Origin of the sequence: Pseudomonas graminis, from assembly GCF_001705435.1 — a bacterium.
Classification (GTDB): Bacteria; Pseudomonadota; Gammaproteobacteria; order Pseudomonadales; family Pseudomonadaceae; genus Aquipseudomonas; species Aquipseudomonas graminis_B.
On record NZ_MDEN01000069.1, the window covers coordinates 349,801 to 363,745 of the forward strand.

The window sequence follows — 13,945 nt, forward strand, 5'->3', positions numbered from 1 at the left end:
CGAAATGATGACCGTTGCCGCCGCACGTCGGTTGAAAAATGGCGCCGTGTGCTTTGTCGGCATTGGTCTGCCCTCCAAAGCGGCCAATCTGGCGCGCCTGACGTCATCGCCTGACGTGGTGCTGATTTATGAATCAGGGCCCATCGGTGCCAAGCCTGATGTGCTGCCGCTGTCCATCGGTGACGGCGAACTGGCGGAAACCGCTGACACCGTGGTGTCCACCAGCGAAATCTTCCGTTACTGGCTGCAGGGCGGTCGGGTCGATGTCGGGTTTCTCGGCGCGGCTCAGGTCGACCGGTTCGGCAATATCAACACAACGGTGGTCGGCGACTACCACCACCCGAAAGTGCGCCTGCCGGGGGCGGGGGGCGCGCCGGAGATCGCCGGGTCGGCCAAAGAAGTGCTGATCATCCTCAAGCAGTCGCCGCGGACGTTCGTTAACAAGCTGGACTTCCTGACCTCAGTCGGCCACGGCGAAGGCGGCGACGCCCGCAAGCGCCTCGGCCTGCCGGGGGCCGGGCCGGTTGGCATTATCACTGACCTGTGCATCATGGAGCCGGAGGCGGGCACCCACGAATTCGTCGTGACCACGCTGCACCCGGGCGTGACCCGCGAGCAGGTGATCGCCGCCACCGGTTGGGACGTGCGTTTTGCCGACACCGTCGCGAATTCCGATGCGCCAAGTGAGTACGAACTGAACGCGCTGCGTGATCTGGAAGCGCGGACCGCTGCCGCCCATGGTCAAACGCCGGGAGAAGCATGATGCGTGACGTCTTTATCTGTGACGCGATTCGTACCCCCATTGGCCGTTTTGGTGGCGCCCTGGCGAGCGTTCGGGCGGATGATCTGGCAGCGTTGCCGATCAAGGCCCTGATGGCGCGCAACCCATCGGTCAACTGGGATGAGCTGGACGAAGTGTTCCTTGGCTGCGCCAATCAGGCCGGTGAGGACAACCGTAACGTCGCCCGTATGGCGGCGCTGTTGGCGGGGTTGCCGGCCAGCGTGCCGGGCGTGACCCTCAATCGCCTGTGCGCTTCGGGCCTGGACGCGGTGGGTTCTGCGTTCCGCGCCATCGCCTGCGGTGAAATGGAGCTGGTCATCGCCGGCGGCGTCGAATCCATGTCCCGCGCGCCGTTCGTGATGGGCAAGGCCGACACGGCATTCGGCCGCACCCAAAAGCTGGAAGACACCACCCTGGGCTGGCGTTTCGTCAATCCGCAGATGAAGGACCGGTACGGCGTTGAGAGCATGCCGCAGACCGGCGACAACGTCGCTGAGGATTTCGGCATCTCCCGGGAGGATCAGGATGCGTTCGCCCTGCGCAGCCAGCAACGCACGGCGGCGGCTCAGGCTGCGGGCTTCTTCGCCGAAGAAATCGTGCCCGTGTGGGTCGCCCACAAGAAAGGCGAGACCGTCGTCGACACCGACGAGCACCCCCGTGCCGACACCAGCCTTGAGGCACTCGGCAAGCTCAAGCCGGTCAACGGCCCCGGCAAAACGGTCACGGCCGGCAACGCAGCGGGGCTGAACGACGGCGCGGCGGCGATGATTCTGGCGTCCGCCGAAGCCGTGAAGAAACACGGCCTGACGCCCCGCGCCCGCGTGTTGGGCATGGCCAGTGCCGGCGTGGAGCCACGCGTCATGGGCATCGGCCCGGTGCCGGCGGTGCGCAAACTGCTTGGACGGCTGGGGATGGCGGTCAGTGATTTCGACGTCATCGAACTCAACGAGGCCTTCGCCAGCCAAGGCTTGGCGGTCATGCGTGAGCTGGGCATCGCCGACGACTCGCCGAAGGTCAATCCCAACGGTGGCTCGATCTCGCTGGGGCATCCGCTGGGGATGAGTGGCGCGCGTCTGGTGCTGACGGCCTTGCATCAATTGGAGAAAACCGGCGGCGGCAAAGCGCTGGCAACAATGTGCGTCGGTGTGGGGCAGGGGCTGGCCCTCGCGATAGCGCGCTAAGCGGCAGTCCTGCAACTCAGCCACCCGAGTCATCGGTTGCTTCCACGAAAGGAGCAACTTGCTGACTCGGGTGGTTGTCCTTGTGATGTCGAAACGTTACTGCTTAAGTCTAAATGTTGCAGGTTATGTCTTAGACTGGCTGACCTTACTAACACCTGGGGAGATAATAATGACAACGACTCACTACACCGGCGAAGAACGGCGCAAGCGGATCTTCGCCATCGTCGGGGCTTCATCGGGCAACCTCGTCGAATGGTTCGACTTCTACGTCTACGCCTTCTGCGCCATCTATTTCGCGCCTGCGTTCTTTCCTTCCGATGACCCGACCGTTCAATTGCTCAATACAGCGGGTGTTTTTGCTGCTGGCTTCCTGATGCGGCCTATCGGCGGCTGGCTGTTCGGTCGCGTGGCCGACAAGCACGGACGCAAGAACTCGATGATGATTTCCGTGCTGATGATGTGTGCGGGCTCGCTGGTCATTGCCTGTCTTCCCACCTATGCATCGATCGGTGCCTGGGCGCCGTTTCTGCTGTTGATGGCGCGCCTGTTTCAAGGCCTGTCGGTGGGTGGTGAGTACGGCACCACCGCCACGTACATGAGCGAAGTCGCGTTGCGGGGGCAGCGCGGGTTTTTCGCTTCGTTTCAGTACGTGACGCTGATTGGCGGCCAGCTGTTGGCCGTGCTGACCGTGGTCATTCTGCAGCAGTTTCTCAGTGCCGATGAGCTGAAAGCCTACGGCTGGCGGATTCCGTTCGTGGTCGGTGCGGTGGCGGCGGTAATTTCGCTGGTGCTGCGTCGGTCGCTGAAAGAGACCACCACCGCCGAAGTCCGTCAGAACAAAGACGCGGGCAGCGTGTCTGCGTTGTTTCGCGATCACAAAGCGGCGTTCATCACCGTGCTCGGCTACACCGCCGGCGGCTCGCTGATTTTCTACACCTTCACCACGTATATGCAGAAATACCTGGTCAACACCGTGCACATGGACGCCAAGGTCGCGAGCTACATCATGACCGGCGCACTGTTCCTGTACATGTGCATGCAGCCGGTGTTCGGCATGCTCGCTGACAAGATCGGCCGTCGCGCTTCGATGCTGTGGTTCGGCGGGCTGGGCACGCTGTGCACGGTGCCGCTGCTGCTGACCCTGAAAACCACCACCAGCCCGATCATCGCGTTCGTGCTGATCACCCTGGCGCTGGCCATCGTCAGTTTCTACACCTCCATCAGCGGCCTGGTGAAAGCCGAGATGTTCCCCGTTCAGGTTCGTGCGCTGGGCGTTGGTCTGGCCTACGCCGTGGCTAACGCGATCTTCGGTGGCTCGGCTGAATACGTGGCCCTGGGCCTGAAGAACATGGGCATGGAAAACACCTTCTACTGGTACGTCACCGCGATGATGGCGATTGCTTTTCTGTTCAGCCTGCGACTGCCGAAGAAGCCGGCTTACCTGCACGAAGATCACTGATCCCCGGATCTTGAGGCGCGCGTCCTTGCCGGGCGCGTGCTGTCCCTATTGATCACACTCATTCCACGTGTTTCACGGAGCGACTGCCATGGCGTTCGTACAACTCGAAGACGGTGAGCTGCATTATGAAATTGACGGCCCGGTGGATGCGCCGGTGCTGGTGCTGTCCAACTCACTGGGCACCGACCTGCATATGTGGGACGCGCAGATCCCGGCGCTGAGCAAGTCATTCCGCGTCGTGCGTTACGACACGCGCGGCCACGGGAAGTCCCTCGTCTCTCAAGGGCCTTACACCCTTTCGCAACTGGGACGCGACGTGCTGGCGCTGCTCGATGCATTGAAAATCGACCGCGCGCATTTTTGCGGATTGTCCATGGGCGGCCTGATCGGTCAGTGGCTGGGCATCCATGCCAACGACCGGCTGCACAAGCTGATTCTGTGCAACACCGCCGCGAAGATCGGCGACACGGAAACCTGGGCACCGCGCATCGCGCAGGTGGAGAAGGGAGGTGAGCGGGCAATGACGGAAATGGGCGCTGGCGCCATTGGGCGTTGGTTTACCCCCGGCTTTGCCAGTCAGCACCCCGACAAAGTCACGCCCATCACCGACGTACTGACGGCAACTTCCCCGTTGGGTTACGCCGCCTGCTGCGCGGCCGTCCGGGATACCGATCTGCGCAAGGAAGTGGGTTCGATCACCGTACCCACGCTGATCATCTGCGGCAGCCATGACGCCGTCACGACGGTGGCGGACGGGCATTTTCTGCAGAACCACATCCACGGCAGCGAGCTCTCCGACTATTACGCCGCGCACCTCTCCAGCGTCGAGTTGGGTGAAGTCTTCGCCCTGCGCGTGACGGAATTTTTGCTGGCGTGACGTCTGCGGGCTGCTCGCCTACGGCTTGAAAAAGCCGTGGTGACAGCCAAAAAAAACCCACCAATCGGTGGGTTTTTTTATACGCGCTGGATCAGAACAAGCGGGTGGACGGCACATCGCCCGCGGTCGGCTGACGCTCGCCGGTCGGGGTCTGTTCGTACCAGCCGCCGCCCAGGGCGCGGTACAAATTGACCTCGCTGCTGAGCTGGGACAGGCGATCGGTGATCAACGACTGTTGCGCGTTGAACAACTGACGCTGAGCGTCGAGGAAGGTCAGGTTGCTGTCGATCCCGATGCGGTAGCGACGCTCGGCCAGACGGTAGTAGTCCTGGTTGGCGTTGACGAAGTCCGTCTGCGCCTTGAGCTGATCGGTGTAGGTCTTGCGCGCGGCCAGACCGTCGGAGACTTCCTGGAACGCCGTCTGAATCGCCTTCTCGTAGTTGGCGACGCCGATGTCTTTCTGGATCTTCGAGTAGTCGAGGCTTGCGCGCAGACTGCCTGCGTTGAAGATCGGCAGATTGATCGTCGGCTCGAACAACCACGTCCCCGAACCGCCCTTGAACAGGCCGCTCAGATCGCCGCTCGCCGTACCGGCACTGGCCGTGAGGCTGATGCTCGGGAAGAACGCGGCACGTGCGGCGCCGATGTTGGCGTTGGCGGCTTTCAGGCTGTATTCGGCCTGCAGAATGTCCGGACGACGCTGCAGCAATTCCGACGGCAGACCCGCTGGCATCTCGTTGAGCATGTCAGCGCTCAATGGTTTCGAGGCGGGCAGGTTGGCTGGCAGGCTGGTGCCCAACAACAGCACCAGGTTGTTTTCATCCTGGGCGACCAGTCGCTGGTACTGGGCCAGCTTGACGCGGGCGCTTTCGACGGAGGTGCGCGACTGCGCCAGGTCCAGCGCCGAGGCCACACCCACTTCGCTGCTGCGGGAAGTGAGACGCAGGCTTTCTTCGAAGGCGCCCAAGGTGTCCTGGGTCAGCTTCAACAGCTCTTTGTCCGCTTCCCACGTCAGGTAGGCATTGGCAACGTTGGCGACCAGGCTGATCTGCGTGCTGCGACGGCCTTCTTCGCCGGCGAAGTAGGTCTGCAGCGCCTGCTCACTCAGGCTGCGCACCCGGCCGAACAGATCCAGCTCATAGGAACTGATACCCAGACCCACCGAATACTGACTGGTGATATTGGATTCGCCCGTTTGCGACAGGTCACCCGGAACGCGCTGACGCGTGCCGCTGCCCGAGGCTGCGACGGCCGGGAACAGGTCCGCACGTTGAATGCGGTACTGCGCGCGGTAGGCGTCGATGTTCAGCGCGGCGACGCGCAGGTCGCGGTTGTTTTGCAGCGACGTCTGAATCAGCTGCTGCAGCGCCGGGTCATGGAAAAACTGACGCCAGCCCTGTTCGGCTGCGGCTTGATTCGCCGCCTGGGCCGGCGAATACGCCGGACCTTGCGGGAACTGAGCCGGCACCGGTGCGGCGGGCTGCTTGTAATCGGGGATCAACGAGCAGCCGCCGAGAATGAACGCGGTGACCGCCAGCGAGATCAGGGACTTGCTCATTGGCCAGCCTCATCGTGTGGAGTGTGTTTCTGTTTGCCTTTGAACAGCGAGGATATCGAAACGAAGAACAACGGTACCCAGAAGATCGCCAGAATAACCGCGGTGATCATACCGCCGATTACGCCCGTACCGATCGAATGCTGGCTACCGGCACCGGCACCCGAGGAAATCGCCAGCGGGACTACACCGAGGATGAACGCCATGGACGTCATCACGATCGGCCGCAGACGCATCCGGCAGGCTTCGATGGTTGCGTCCACGATGCCCTTGCCCTGCTCATGCAGTTCCTTGGCGAACTCGACGATCAGAATGGCGTTTTTCGCTGCCAGACCTACCGTTACCAAGAGCCCTACCTGGAAGAACACGTCGTTGGACAGGCCGCGCAGGCTCGTTGCAACCAGCGCACCGATCACCCCAAGCGGGATCACCAGCAGCACGGCGATCGGAATCGACCAGCTTTCATACAGCGCCGCCAGACACAGGAACACGATCAGAATGGACAGTGCGTACAGCGCCGGAGCCTGGGAACCGGACAGACGCTCTTCATAGGACAGACCCGTCCACGAGAGACCCACGCCGGCCGGCAATTTCTTCGCCAGTTGCTCGATCTCGGCCATCGCTTCACCGGTGCTGTAACCCGGCGCCGGAGTACCCAGCACTTCCTCGGCCGGCACACCGTTGTAACGGGACAGCTTCGGCGAACCGAATACCCACTCTCCGCTGGCGAACGAGGCAAAAGGCACCATCTCGCCGGCGGTATTGCGCACGTACCACTTCTTCAAGTCTTCCGGCTTCATCCGCGCACTGGCATCGCCCTGCACGTACACCTTCTTGACCCGACCGCGGTCGATGAAGTCGTTGATGTAGCTGCCACCCATCGCGATGGACAGCGTGGTGTTGATGTCCGACAGGCTCAGACCCAGTGCCTGCGCGCGCTCGTCATCGATGACCAGTTGATACTGCGGCTCATCGTTCAGACCGTTCGGACGCACGCCCGCCAGAATCTTGCTCTGTGCCGCCATGCCCAGCAGTTGGTTACGCGCTTCCATCAGCTTGGCGTGACCCACGCCGCCCTGATCCTGCAAATACACGTCGAAACCGGTGGCGTTACCCAGTTCCAGTACCGCAGGCGGTACGACCGCGAAGGTCATTGCATCGCGGAAACCGAAGAAGTGCTGCTGCGCCCGTTTGGCCAACTCGAACACGCTGTTGGAGGCATCACGATCGCCCCACGGTTTCAGCATGATGAACGCCAGACCGGAGCTCTGACCGCGACCGGCAAAGTTGAAGCCGTTAACGGTGAACACCGAATTGACCGCGCCCGATTCTTCTTCCAGCAGGTACTTACGCATGTTGTCGATGACGGTCTGCGTACGTTCAGCCGAGGAGCCCGGTGGCGTCTGCACCTGGGCGAAAATGACGCCCTGGTCTTCTTCCGGCAGGAACGCGCTCGGAATGCGGGTGAACATCCAGATGGTGCCGCAGACGATCAGCGCATACACGATAAAGGCCGGAACCTTGTGCTTGAGCATGTTGCCGACGCCACGCTCGTAGCTCACTACGCTGCGGTCGAAGGTACGGTTGAACCAGCCAAAGAATCCACGTTTCGGCTGCCCGTGTTTCTCGTGGTCGATCGGCTTGAGCAGGGTGGAGCACAACGCCGGGGTGAAAATCAGCGCGACCAGTACCGAAAGCGCCATCGCCGAAACGATGGTGATCGAGAACTGCCGGTAGATCACACCCGTGGAGCCGCCGAAGAACGCCATGGGCAACAGAACCGCACACAACACCAATGCGATACCGACCAGTGCGCCCTGGATCTGCTCCATGGATTTGATCGTGGCGTCCCGCGGCGAAAGTTTGTCCTCCGCCATCACCCGCTCGACGTTTTCCACCACAACGATGGCATCGTCCACCAGCAAGCCGATGGCGAGAATCACCCCGAACATGGTCAGCGTGTTGATGGTGAACCCAGCCGCCGCGAGGATCCCGAACGTACCCAGCAATACCACCGGCACGGTCATCGTGGTGATGATGGTGGCGCGGAAGTTCTGCAGGAACAGGTACATCACCAGGAACACCAGGATGATCGCTTCACCCAGGGTGTGAACCACACCGGTGATGGATTCCTGAACCACTGGCGTGGTGTCGTACGGGTAAACCACTTTCATGCCAGGCGGAAAGAACGGCTCCAGCTGGGCAATCGTGGCGCGGATCGCCTTGGCGGTGTCCAGCGCGTTGGCACCGGTCGCCAGCTTGATCGCCAGACCGGAGGCCGCCTTGCCGTTGAACTGTGCGTCAATGCTGTAGTTTTCACCGCCCAGACCGACTTTGGCGACGTCTTTGAGACGAACCTGCGAACCGTCCTGATTGACCTTCAACAGAATGTTGCCGAACTGCTCGGCCGTTTGCAGACGGGTTTTACCGATGATCGTGGCGTTCAGCTGCTGGCCCTTGAGCGCAGGCAAACCGCCGATCTGGCCGGAAGACACCTGAACGTTTTGGGCAGTGATGGCCGTCTTGACGTCGACCGGCGTCAGCTGAAAGTTGTTCAGCTTGGCCGGATCGAGCCAGATACGCATGGCGTACTGGGCACCGAAAACCTGGAAGTCACCCACACCGGAGGTACGGGAAATCGGGTCCTGCATGTTCGACACGATGTAGTTGGACAAGTCTTCCTTGCCCATGCTGCCGTCTTCGGACACCAGACCGACGACCATCAGGAAGTTCTTCACCGCCTTGGTCACGCGGATACCCTGTTGCTGCACCTCTTGGGGCAGTAGCGGGGTGGCCAGGTTGAGCTTGTTCTGCACCTGAACCTGAGCGATGTCGGGGTTGGTCCCCTGGTTGAACGTCGCGGTGATGGTCATGCTGCCGTCGGAGTTACTTTCCGAGGACACATAACGCAGGTTGTCGATACCGTTGAGCTGCTGCTCGATCACCTGAACCACGGTGTCCTGCACGGTTTGCGCGTTCGCGCCCGGGTAGGTCACCTGGATTGCGATGGCCGGTGGGGCAATGGCCGGGTATTGGTTGATCGGTAGCTTGAGGATCGAAAGCGTCCCCACCAGCATGATCACGAGGGCAATTACCCACGCGAAAATTGGCCGGTCGATAAAAAATTTCGACATGAATTACTCCCCTTTGCTGCCTGCGGCTTTATCAGTTGCCGGGGCAGTTGCCGGGTTAGCTGCATTGACGTTGGTGGCTTCGGCCACTTTCACTTCAGCGCCTGGCTTGACGTATTGCAGCCCTTCGGTAATCACGCGATCACCTGCGCTCAAGCCTTTTTCTACCAGCCAGTCGCTGCCGATAGTGCGGTTGGCGACCAGGGTCCGGGACTCGACCTTGTTATCGGCATTCACCACCAGTGCGGTCGGGGTGCCTTTCAGGTCGCGGGTGACGCCTTGCTGTGGAACCAGAATCGCATTTTCAGCCACGCCCGATTGCAGTCGTGCGTGCACGAACATGCCTGGCAGCAGCGTGTGGTCCGGGTTCGGGAACACGGCGCGCAGCGTCACGGAACCGGTGGTCTGGTCGACCGACACTTCGGAGAACTCGAGCTTGCCTTCAGTTGAGTAGAGGCTGCCGTCTTCCAGCACCAGCTTGACCTTGGCGGCGTTGTCGCCGGCTTTCTGCAGCTTGCCGCTTTCCAGCTCGCGACGCAGCTTGAGCATTTCGGCCGAAGACTGAATCACGTCGACGTAGATCGGGTCGAGCTGCTGAATGGTGGCCATCGCATCCGCCTGACCATTGCTGACCAGCGCACCTTCCGTCACCAGCGAACGACCAATGCGGCCGGAAATCGGCGCGTAGACCTTGGTGTAACGCAGGTTGATCTCGGCTGTCTGCACCGCCGCCTTCGCTTCGCGGGCCGAACCGACCGCCGTGTCGTATTCCTGACGGCTGACCGCTTGCTCGTTGATCAGCTGCTTGTAGCGGCCAGCGAGGGAGTTGGAGGATTCGTAGGTGGCTTTGGCGCTGTCCAGGGTGGCCTGGTAAATCGCCGGATCGATCTGGTAGAGCTGCTGACCGGCTTTGACGTCTCCACCTTCGGTGAACAGACGCTTGAGGATGATGCCGTTCACTTGCGGACGTACTTCGGCGATCCGGAACGCGGTGGTCCGGCCCGGCAGTTCAGACGTCAGGGTGTAGGCCTGGGTTTTCAGAGTAACGACGCCGACCTGAGGGGGCGGTGGTGCTGCGGCCGCTTCTTCCTTCTTGCTGCATCCGGAGAGCAGCGATGCCAGGGCGACGGCAGTGACCAGAACGGTAACAGCTGGCTTGAATTGCATGAAGATCCTCGGGTCAGGAGCCTGAACTCATGAAAAGTGGAAAGGGGCGGGAAAGGGTTCCTGCTGGATAAGTAGGATGCTAATGAATATACTTACATTCACGGTTGTTTGTAAACACCCAAGAGTGTGACACTCCAGCGCACCGAGGGCATCGATTGTAGATCCGGGACAAGGCATTACAAAGGCCGCCCGACATGCTGTTCAGGCCACTCGACCAGAGCGCCTGACGCATTTTCATAGAGGTTTTTACTGCCATGGTCCGACGCACGAAAGAAGAGGCTCAGGAAACCCGCAGGCAGATTCTGGAAGCTGCCGAGCAGGCTTTCTATGATCGAGGGGTTTCCCGCACGACGCTCGCCGACATTGCGGCCCTGGCTGGCGTGACCCGTGGCGCGATCTATTGGCATTTCAGCAACAAGGCCGATCTGGTCCAGGCGATGCTCGACAGCCTGCACGAGCCCCTCGAGGAAATGGCAAGAGCGAGTGAGAGCGAAGATGAGGTTGATCCACTGGGATGGACGCGCAAGCTTCTCATTCATTTGTTTCAACAAGTTGCCAGCGATCCTAAAACCCGCCGCATCAATGAAATCCTGTTTCATAAATTCGAATTTACCGACGAAATGTGTGACATGCGGCAACAACGGCAGTTTGTCTGGCTTGACGCCAACGAGCGGATCGCACTGGCACTCAGTAACGCCTCCCGGCAAGGCCAGCTCCCCGCTGACATCAATCCGCAACGCGCGGCGATCTGCCTGCACGCCTATATACACGGCATTCTCGGCCAGTGGCTGCTGGTGCCGGAAAGCTTCTCGCTGCAGGACGAGGCGGAGCGATTGGTCGATGGCATTCTCGACATGCTCCGCTTCAGCCCGGCGTTGCGCGACCCGGTGTCTCCCGCATTCTCAGTCAGCTGACCTGCCAGCACCGGGCCGGTCCCTGGGAAAACGGCGCTGTGTGGCGGTTGGCCTGTATCTATACCGCGCCTGACCTTCGCTGAACAGGCGGTTTACCCTCGCTTTACCCAGCGATTACGGTGATTCAGCCCTCATTCAGGCAGGGTGCCCATTGAAGTGCCGAATGCTGCCCTATTGCAATCTGGCGTCTACGCTCCTCCCATAACCAATAAGAGTGGGGGCGAGGCGATGGCAGTCGTATCAAAAAACGCATGCAGAACACTTCTGGTTGGTGCGCTTGCCGCCCTGAGCATCGGACACGGGTGGGCAGCGGGCGACGAAGTCCAGGAAGCGGAAGCCGCCAAGGGGCTGCTGGAAAAAGCCGTGGCCCGTTACCGCGTCCAGGGTGACAAGGCGCTCGCCGAATTCAGCCGTCAGGGCGAGTTCGTCGATGGCGAGCGTTATGTCTTCGTCACCGATACCAAGGGGATCATGCTGGCAAGTGGTGGGCCATCGGTGGCGCTGATCGGCCGTGACGTATCGTCGGTGCTCGATCCTGAGCTGCAGAAAAACTTCAAGCAGGTGCTGCAAACCCCGGAAAGCGCCGGCATTCAGCAGGCCGAGTATCGCTGGCAGAACTGGCGCGACGGTAAGGTCGAGCGCAAGCGCGTGTATTTTCAGCGCATCGGCGATCGGGTTCTGGCCGTCGGTTACTACCTGCCGCGCGCTTCGCCGGAGCAGGCGAGGGCGTTGCTCGACAAGGCGTCCAAGGCGCTGGAACAGGATAAGGACGGCACCCTTCGCGCCATCAACGACCTCAAGGGCGGATTTCTGCAAGATGATCTGTACGTCTTCGTGGTGAACGTCGACACCAAACGCTATGTCGCCCATGGCACCAACCTGCGGCTGGTGAATACCGACTTCAGCAAGGTCAAGGACCCTGAAGGCAAGCCGGTCGGCATTCCGATGCTCGAGCTCGTCAAGAAACAGTCTGAAGGCGAATACGAATACCGCTGGCGCAACCCGGTCACCAGCAAAATCGAACACAAGCACGCCTACGTGCGCAAGGTCGGTGCATTCCTGGTGGCGGTGGGTTATTACAGCGGCTGATCGCCCTGACAGGTTCGTTTAGCGGTCCTTGTCGTCCCGCCCGCGCAGCAGGTTGTTGGGCATCGCCAGTGCAGCAGACAAACCCAGCAGCGACACGGCTGCGCTGGTGATCAACAGGTGCTGAAAGGTCATCGACAGCTGCCCGCGCAGCAATTCAAGCGCGGGACCGCTAGCGGCGTGCAGACTGTCCATCAGCACATTGCCCGAGCCTTCGCCCGGGATCGAACTGCCGCCGACCTGGGCAATCCCTGAACCGGCGAGCATCGCCAGCAGCAGTGCTGACATCGTTGCGACACCGACTGCACCGCCCAATGACCGAAACAGGTTGGTCGTACTGGTCGCCACGCCCATGTCTTTAACCTCCACCGAGTTCTGCGTGCCCACCAGCGAGGTCGGAAACTGCATGCCGCTGGCGATGCCGGTGAGGACCATGAACAGGCTCGTCAGAAGGGCCGACTGCGGCGGCGTGAAGGCGATACCGAGGATTGCCAGCGGCATCAACGCCGCGCCGGTGAGGATGATCGGTCTGTAGCGGCCCGTCAGCGAAGTGCGGCGGCCACCAAAGTACGCGCCGATAGGCATGCCGATCGCCAGTGGCATCAGGTGCAACGCCGCGCTGTCGGCCCCCGCACCGGTGACGGTCTGAAAGCGCAACGGCAGCAGCACGATGAGCGAAATGGCCTGAAAGCTGGTGAAGAAAATCGTGCACCAGCAGAGCACCGCGCTGCGATTGGCGAACAGGTGCATGGGCAGCAGAGGCTCGCGAGTGCGCCGCTCATACAGCACAAAAATCAGCAGTGCGAGCAGCGCCACCGACAGTTGCAGGACCACCGACTCGTCGCGCCAGCTGCGACCCTGGCCGATTTCGGTAATGCCCAGCAGCAACGACGTCAGGCCGATGATCATGAGCACCGTGCCCAGGTAGTCGATCACCGGTTTGCGTTGGGGGATCGGCAGGCCCACCAGCGTTTTGCGCGCCACCCACCAGGCCGCCAGCCCCAGCGGGAGATTGATAATGAACACCCAGCGCCACGACAGGTACTCGGTCATGAAGCCGCCGAGCACCGGCCCGGCGACGCTCGCCGCGGCGTACATGCCGCTGAAGTAACCCTGATAGCGACCGCGCTCCCGGGGCGGAACGATGTCGCCGATGATCGCCTGGCTCACGGACACCATGCCGCCGGCGCCGATGCCTTGCAGCACCCGCGCCAGCACCAGTTGCTCCATGCTCTGGGCCATGGCGCAGAACAGCGAGGCGAGGGTAAAGGTCGCCAGCCCGAACAGCATCAAGCGGCGCCGGCCATATAAATCCCCCAGCTTGCCGTAAATCGGCACGGCCACGGTGAGCGCGACCATGTAGGCCGAGATCACCCAGGCGAGCAGGTCGAAATCCTGGAATTGGGCGGAGATGGCCGGCATTGAGACCGCGACGATGGTCTGATCCAGCGCGCTGAGAAACACGGCCATCATCAGCGCAAACAGAATGCTGCGGATGTCCGGACGGGGTTGATTAAGGCTCGTCACAGATGAGACTCGACTGGCAGATTGACCCGCTGAACATCCGCAGGAATTTGCGCCAAGTCTAGTCCGTTAGCTTGCTAATCGATAGCAGGCTGTGGGGATTTTCGCAGTACGTTGACCCGCGTAACGTCGACCGGCAGTTGCCGTCAACGAAGGGCGCTGAACGTCGCATCAGTGGGCATGCAATGCCCCATCGTGCAGACCACCGCCACGCGGGGCGTCTGCCGCATTTGTTCGATTCGGTAAGCACCTGCGGCGTACAGGCTCAAC

10 protein-coding genes are annotated in these 13,945 nt (G+C 61.3%); 6 read left to right on the forward strand and 4 right to left on the reverse strand.

The window, feature by feature from the left end; all coding sequences use genetic code 11:
• Nucleotides 1–4: 4 nt before the first annotated feature.
• The 4 genes from BBI10_RS23730 (at nucleotide 5) to pcaD (ending at nucleotide 4,298) form a co-directional block, all read left to right on the forward strand.
• Nucleotides 5–763: a CoA-transferase subunit beta gene (locus BBI10_RS23730; RefSeq protein WP_208600776.1), complete on the forward strand. Its 759-nt coding sequence runs from the start codon at nucleotides 5–7 to the stop codon at nucleotides 761–763.
• Entirely contained in the window at nucleotides 760–1,962 is a 1,203-nt protein-coding gene (gene pcaF, locus BBI10_RS23735; RefSeq protein ID WP_167355828.1) for a 3-oxoadipyl-CoA thiolase, read from the forward strand. Before BBI10_RS23730 ends, pcaF begins: the two co-directional genes overlap by 4 nt.
• A 169-nt stretch (nucleotides 1,963–2,131) precedes the next feature.
• Entirely contained in the window at nucleotides 2,132–3,421 is a 1,290-nt protein-coding gene (locus tag BBI10_RS23740; protein WP_065992283.1) for an MFS family transporter, read from the forward strand.
• An 88-nt stretch (nucleotides 3,422–3,509) separates the two neighbouring features.
• Nucleotides 3,510–4,298, forward strand: a complete 789-nt coding sequence (gene pcaD, locus BBI10_RS23745; RefSeq protein ID WP_065992284.1) for a 3-oxoadipate enol-lactonase — start codon at nucleotides 3,510–3,512, stop codon at nucleotides 4,296–4,298.
• Between the two features lie 91 nt (nucleotides 4,299–4,389).
• Here pcaD and BBI10_RS23750 read toward each other — a convergent pair whose 3' ends face one another.
• From BBI10_RS23750 to BBI10_RS23760, 3 genes are read right to left on the reverse strand one after another with little or no spacing between them, the layout of a single operon-like run.
• The gene (locus tag BBI10_RS23750; protein ID WP_065992285.1) at nucleotides 4,390–5,856 is read right to left on the reverse strand and encodes an AdeC/AdeK/OprM family multidrug efflux complex outer membrane factor; all 1,467 of its coding nucleotides are present in this window, start codon (nucleotides 5,854–5,856) and stop codon (nucleotides 4,390–4,392) included.
• Complete coding sequence (locus BBI10_RS23755; RefSeq protein WP_065992286.1) at nucleotides 5,853–8,987, reverse strand: efflux RND transporter permease subunit; 3,135 nt, start codon at nucleotides 8,985–8,987, stop codon at nucleotides 5,853–5,855. The genes BBI10_RS23750 and BBI10_RS23755 overlap by 4 nt, the downstream gene beginning before the upstream one ends.
• A 3-nt stretch (nucleotides 8,988–8,990) precedes the next feature.
• Entirely contained in the window at nucleotides 8,991–10,151 is a 1,161-nt protein-coding gene (locus tag BBI10_RS23760) for an efflux RND transporter periplasmic adaptor subunit (RefSeq protein ID WP_065992288.1), read from the reverse strand.
• A gap of 254 nt (nucleotides 10,152–10,405) precedes the next feature.
• On the opposite strand from BBI10_RS23760, the gene BBI10_RS23765 reads away from it, so the two are divergent.
• Nucleotides 10,406–11,065, forward strand: coding sequence for a TetR family transcriptional regulator (locus tag BBI10_RS23765; protein WP_065992289.1), 660 nt, complete (start codon nucleotides 10,406–10,408; stop codon nucleotides 11,063–11,065).
• 228 nt (nucleotides 11,066–11,293) lie between these two features.
• Nucleotides 11,294–12,154, forward strand: a complete 861-nt coding sequence (locus BBI10_RS23770) for a cache domain-containing protein (protein WP_065992294.1) — start codon at nucleotides 11,294–11,296, stop codon at nucleotides 12,152–12,154.
• Nucleotides 12,155–12,172: 18 nt separating this feature from the next.
• On the opposite strand, the gene BBI10_RS23775 is transcribed toward BBI10_RS23770, so the two are convergent.
• Complete coding sequence (locus BBI10_RS23775; protein ID WP_065992295.1) at nucleotides 12,173–13,678, reverse strand: MDR family MFS transporter; 1,506 nt, start codon at nucleotides 13,676–13,678, stop codon at nucleotides 12,173–12,175.
• Nucleotides 13,679–13,945: the final 267 nt, after the last annotated feature.

What these genes read in the sequence shown, in the direction of transcription:
- BBI10_RS23760 (WP_065992288.1), bottom strand. Translation starts at nt 10,151, where the DNA reads ATGCAATTCAAGCCAGCTGTTACCGTTCTGGTCACTGCCGTCGCCCTG.
- pcaF (WP_167355828.1), top strand. Translation starts at nt 760, where the DNA reads ATGATGCGTGACGTCTTTATCTGTGACGCGATTCGTACCCCCATTGGC.
- BBI10_RS23755 (WP_065992286.1), bottom strand. Translation starts at nt 8,987, where the DNA reads ATGTCGAAATTTTTTATCGACCGGCCAATTTTCGCGTGGGTAATTGCC.
- BBI10_RS23765 (WP_065992289.1), top strand. Translation starts at nt 10,406, where the DNA reads ATGGTCCGACGCACGAAAGAAGAGGCTCAGGAAACCCGCAGGCAGATT.
- pcaD (WP_065992284.1), top strand. Translation starts at nt 3,510, where the DNA reads ATGGCGTTCGTACAACTCGAAGACGGTGAGCTGCATTATGAAATTGAC.
- BBI10_RS23770 (WP_065992294.1), top strand. Translation starts at nt 11,294, where the DNA reads ATGGCAGTCGTATCAAAAAACGCATGCAGAACACTTCTGGTTGGTGCG.
- BBI10_RS23750 (WP_065992285.1), bottom strand. Translation starts at nt 5,856, where the DNA reads ATGAGCAAGTCCCTGATCTCGCTGGCGGTCACCGCGTTCATTCTCGGC.
- BBI10_RS23730 (WP_208600776.1), top strand. Translation starts at nt 5, where the DNA reads ATGATGACCGTTGCCGCCGCACGTCGGTTGAAAAATGGCGCCGTGTGC.
- BBI10_RS23740 (WP_065992283.1), top strand. Translation starts at nt 2,132, where the DNA reads ATGACAACGACTCACTACACCGGCGAAGAACGGCGCAAGCGGATCTTC.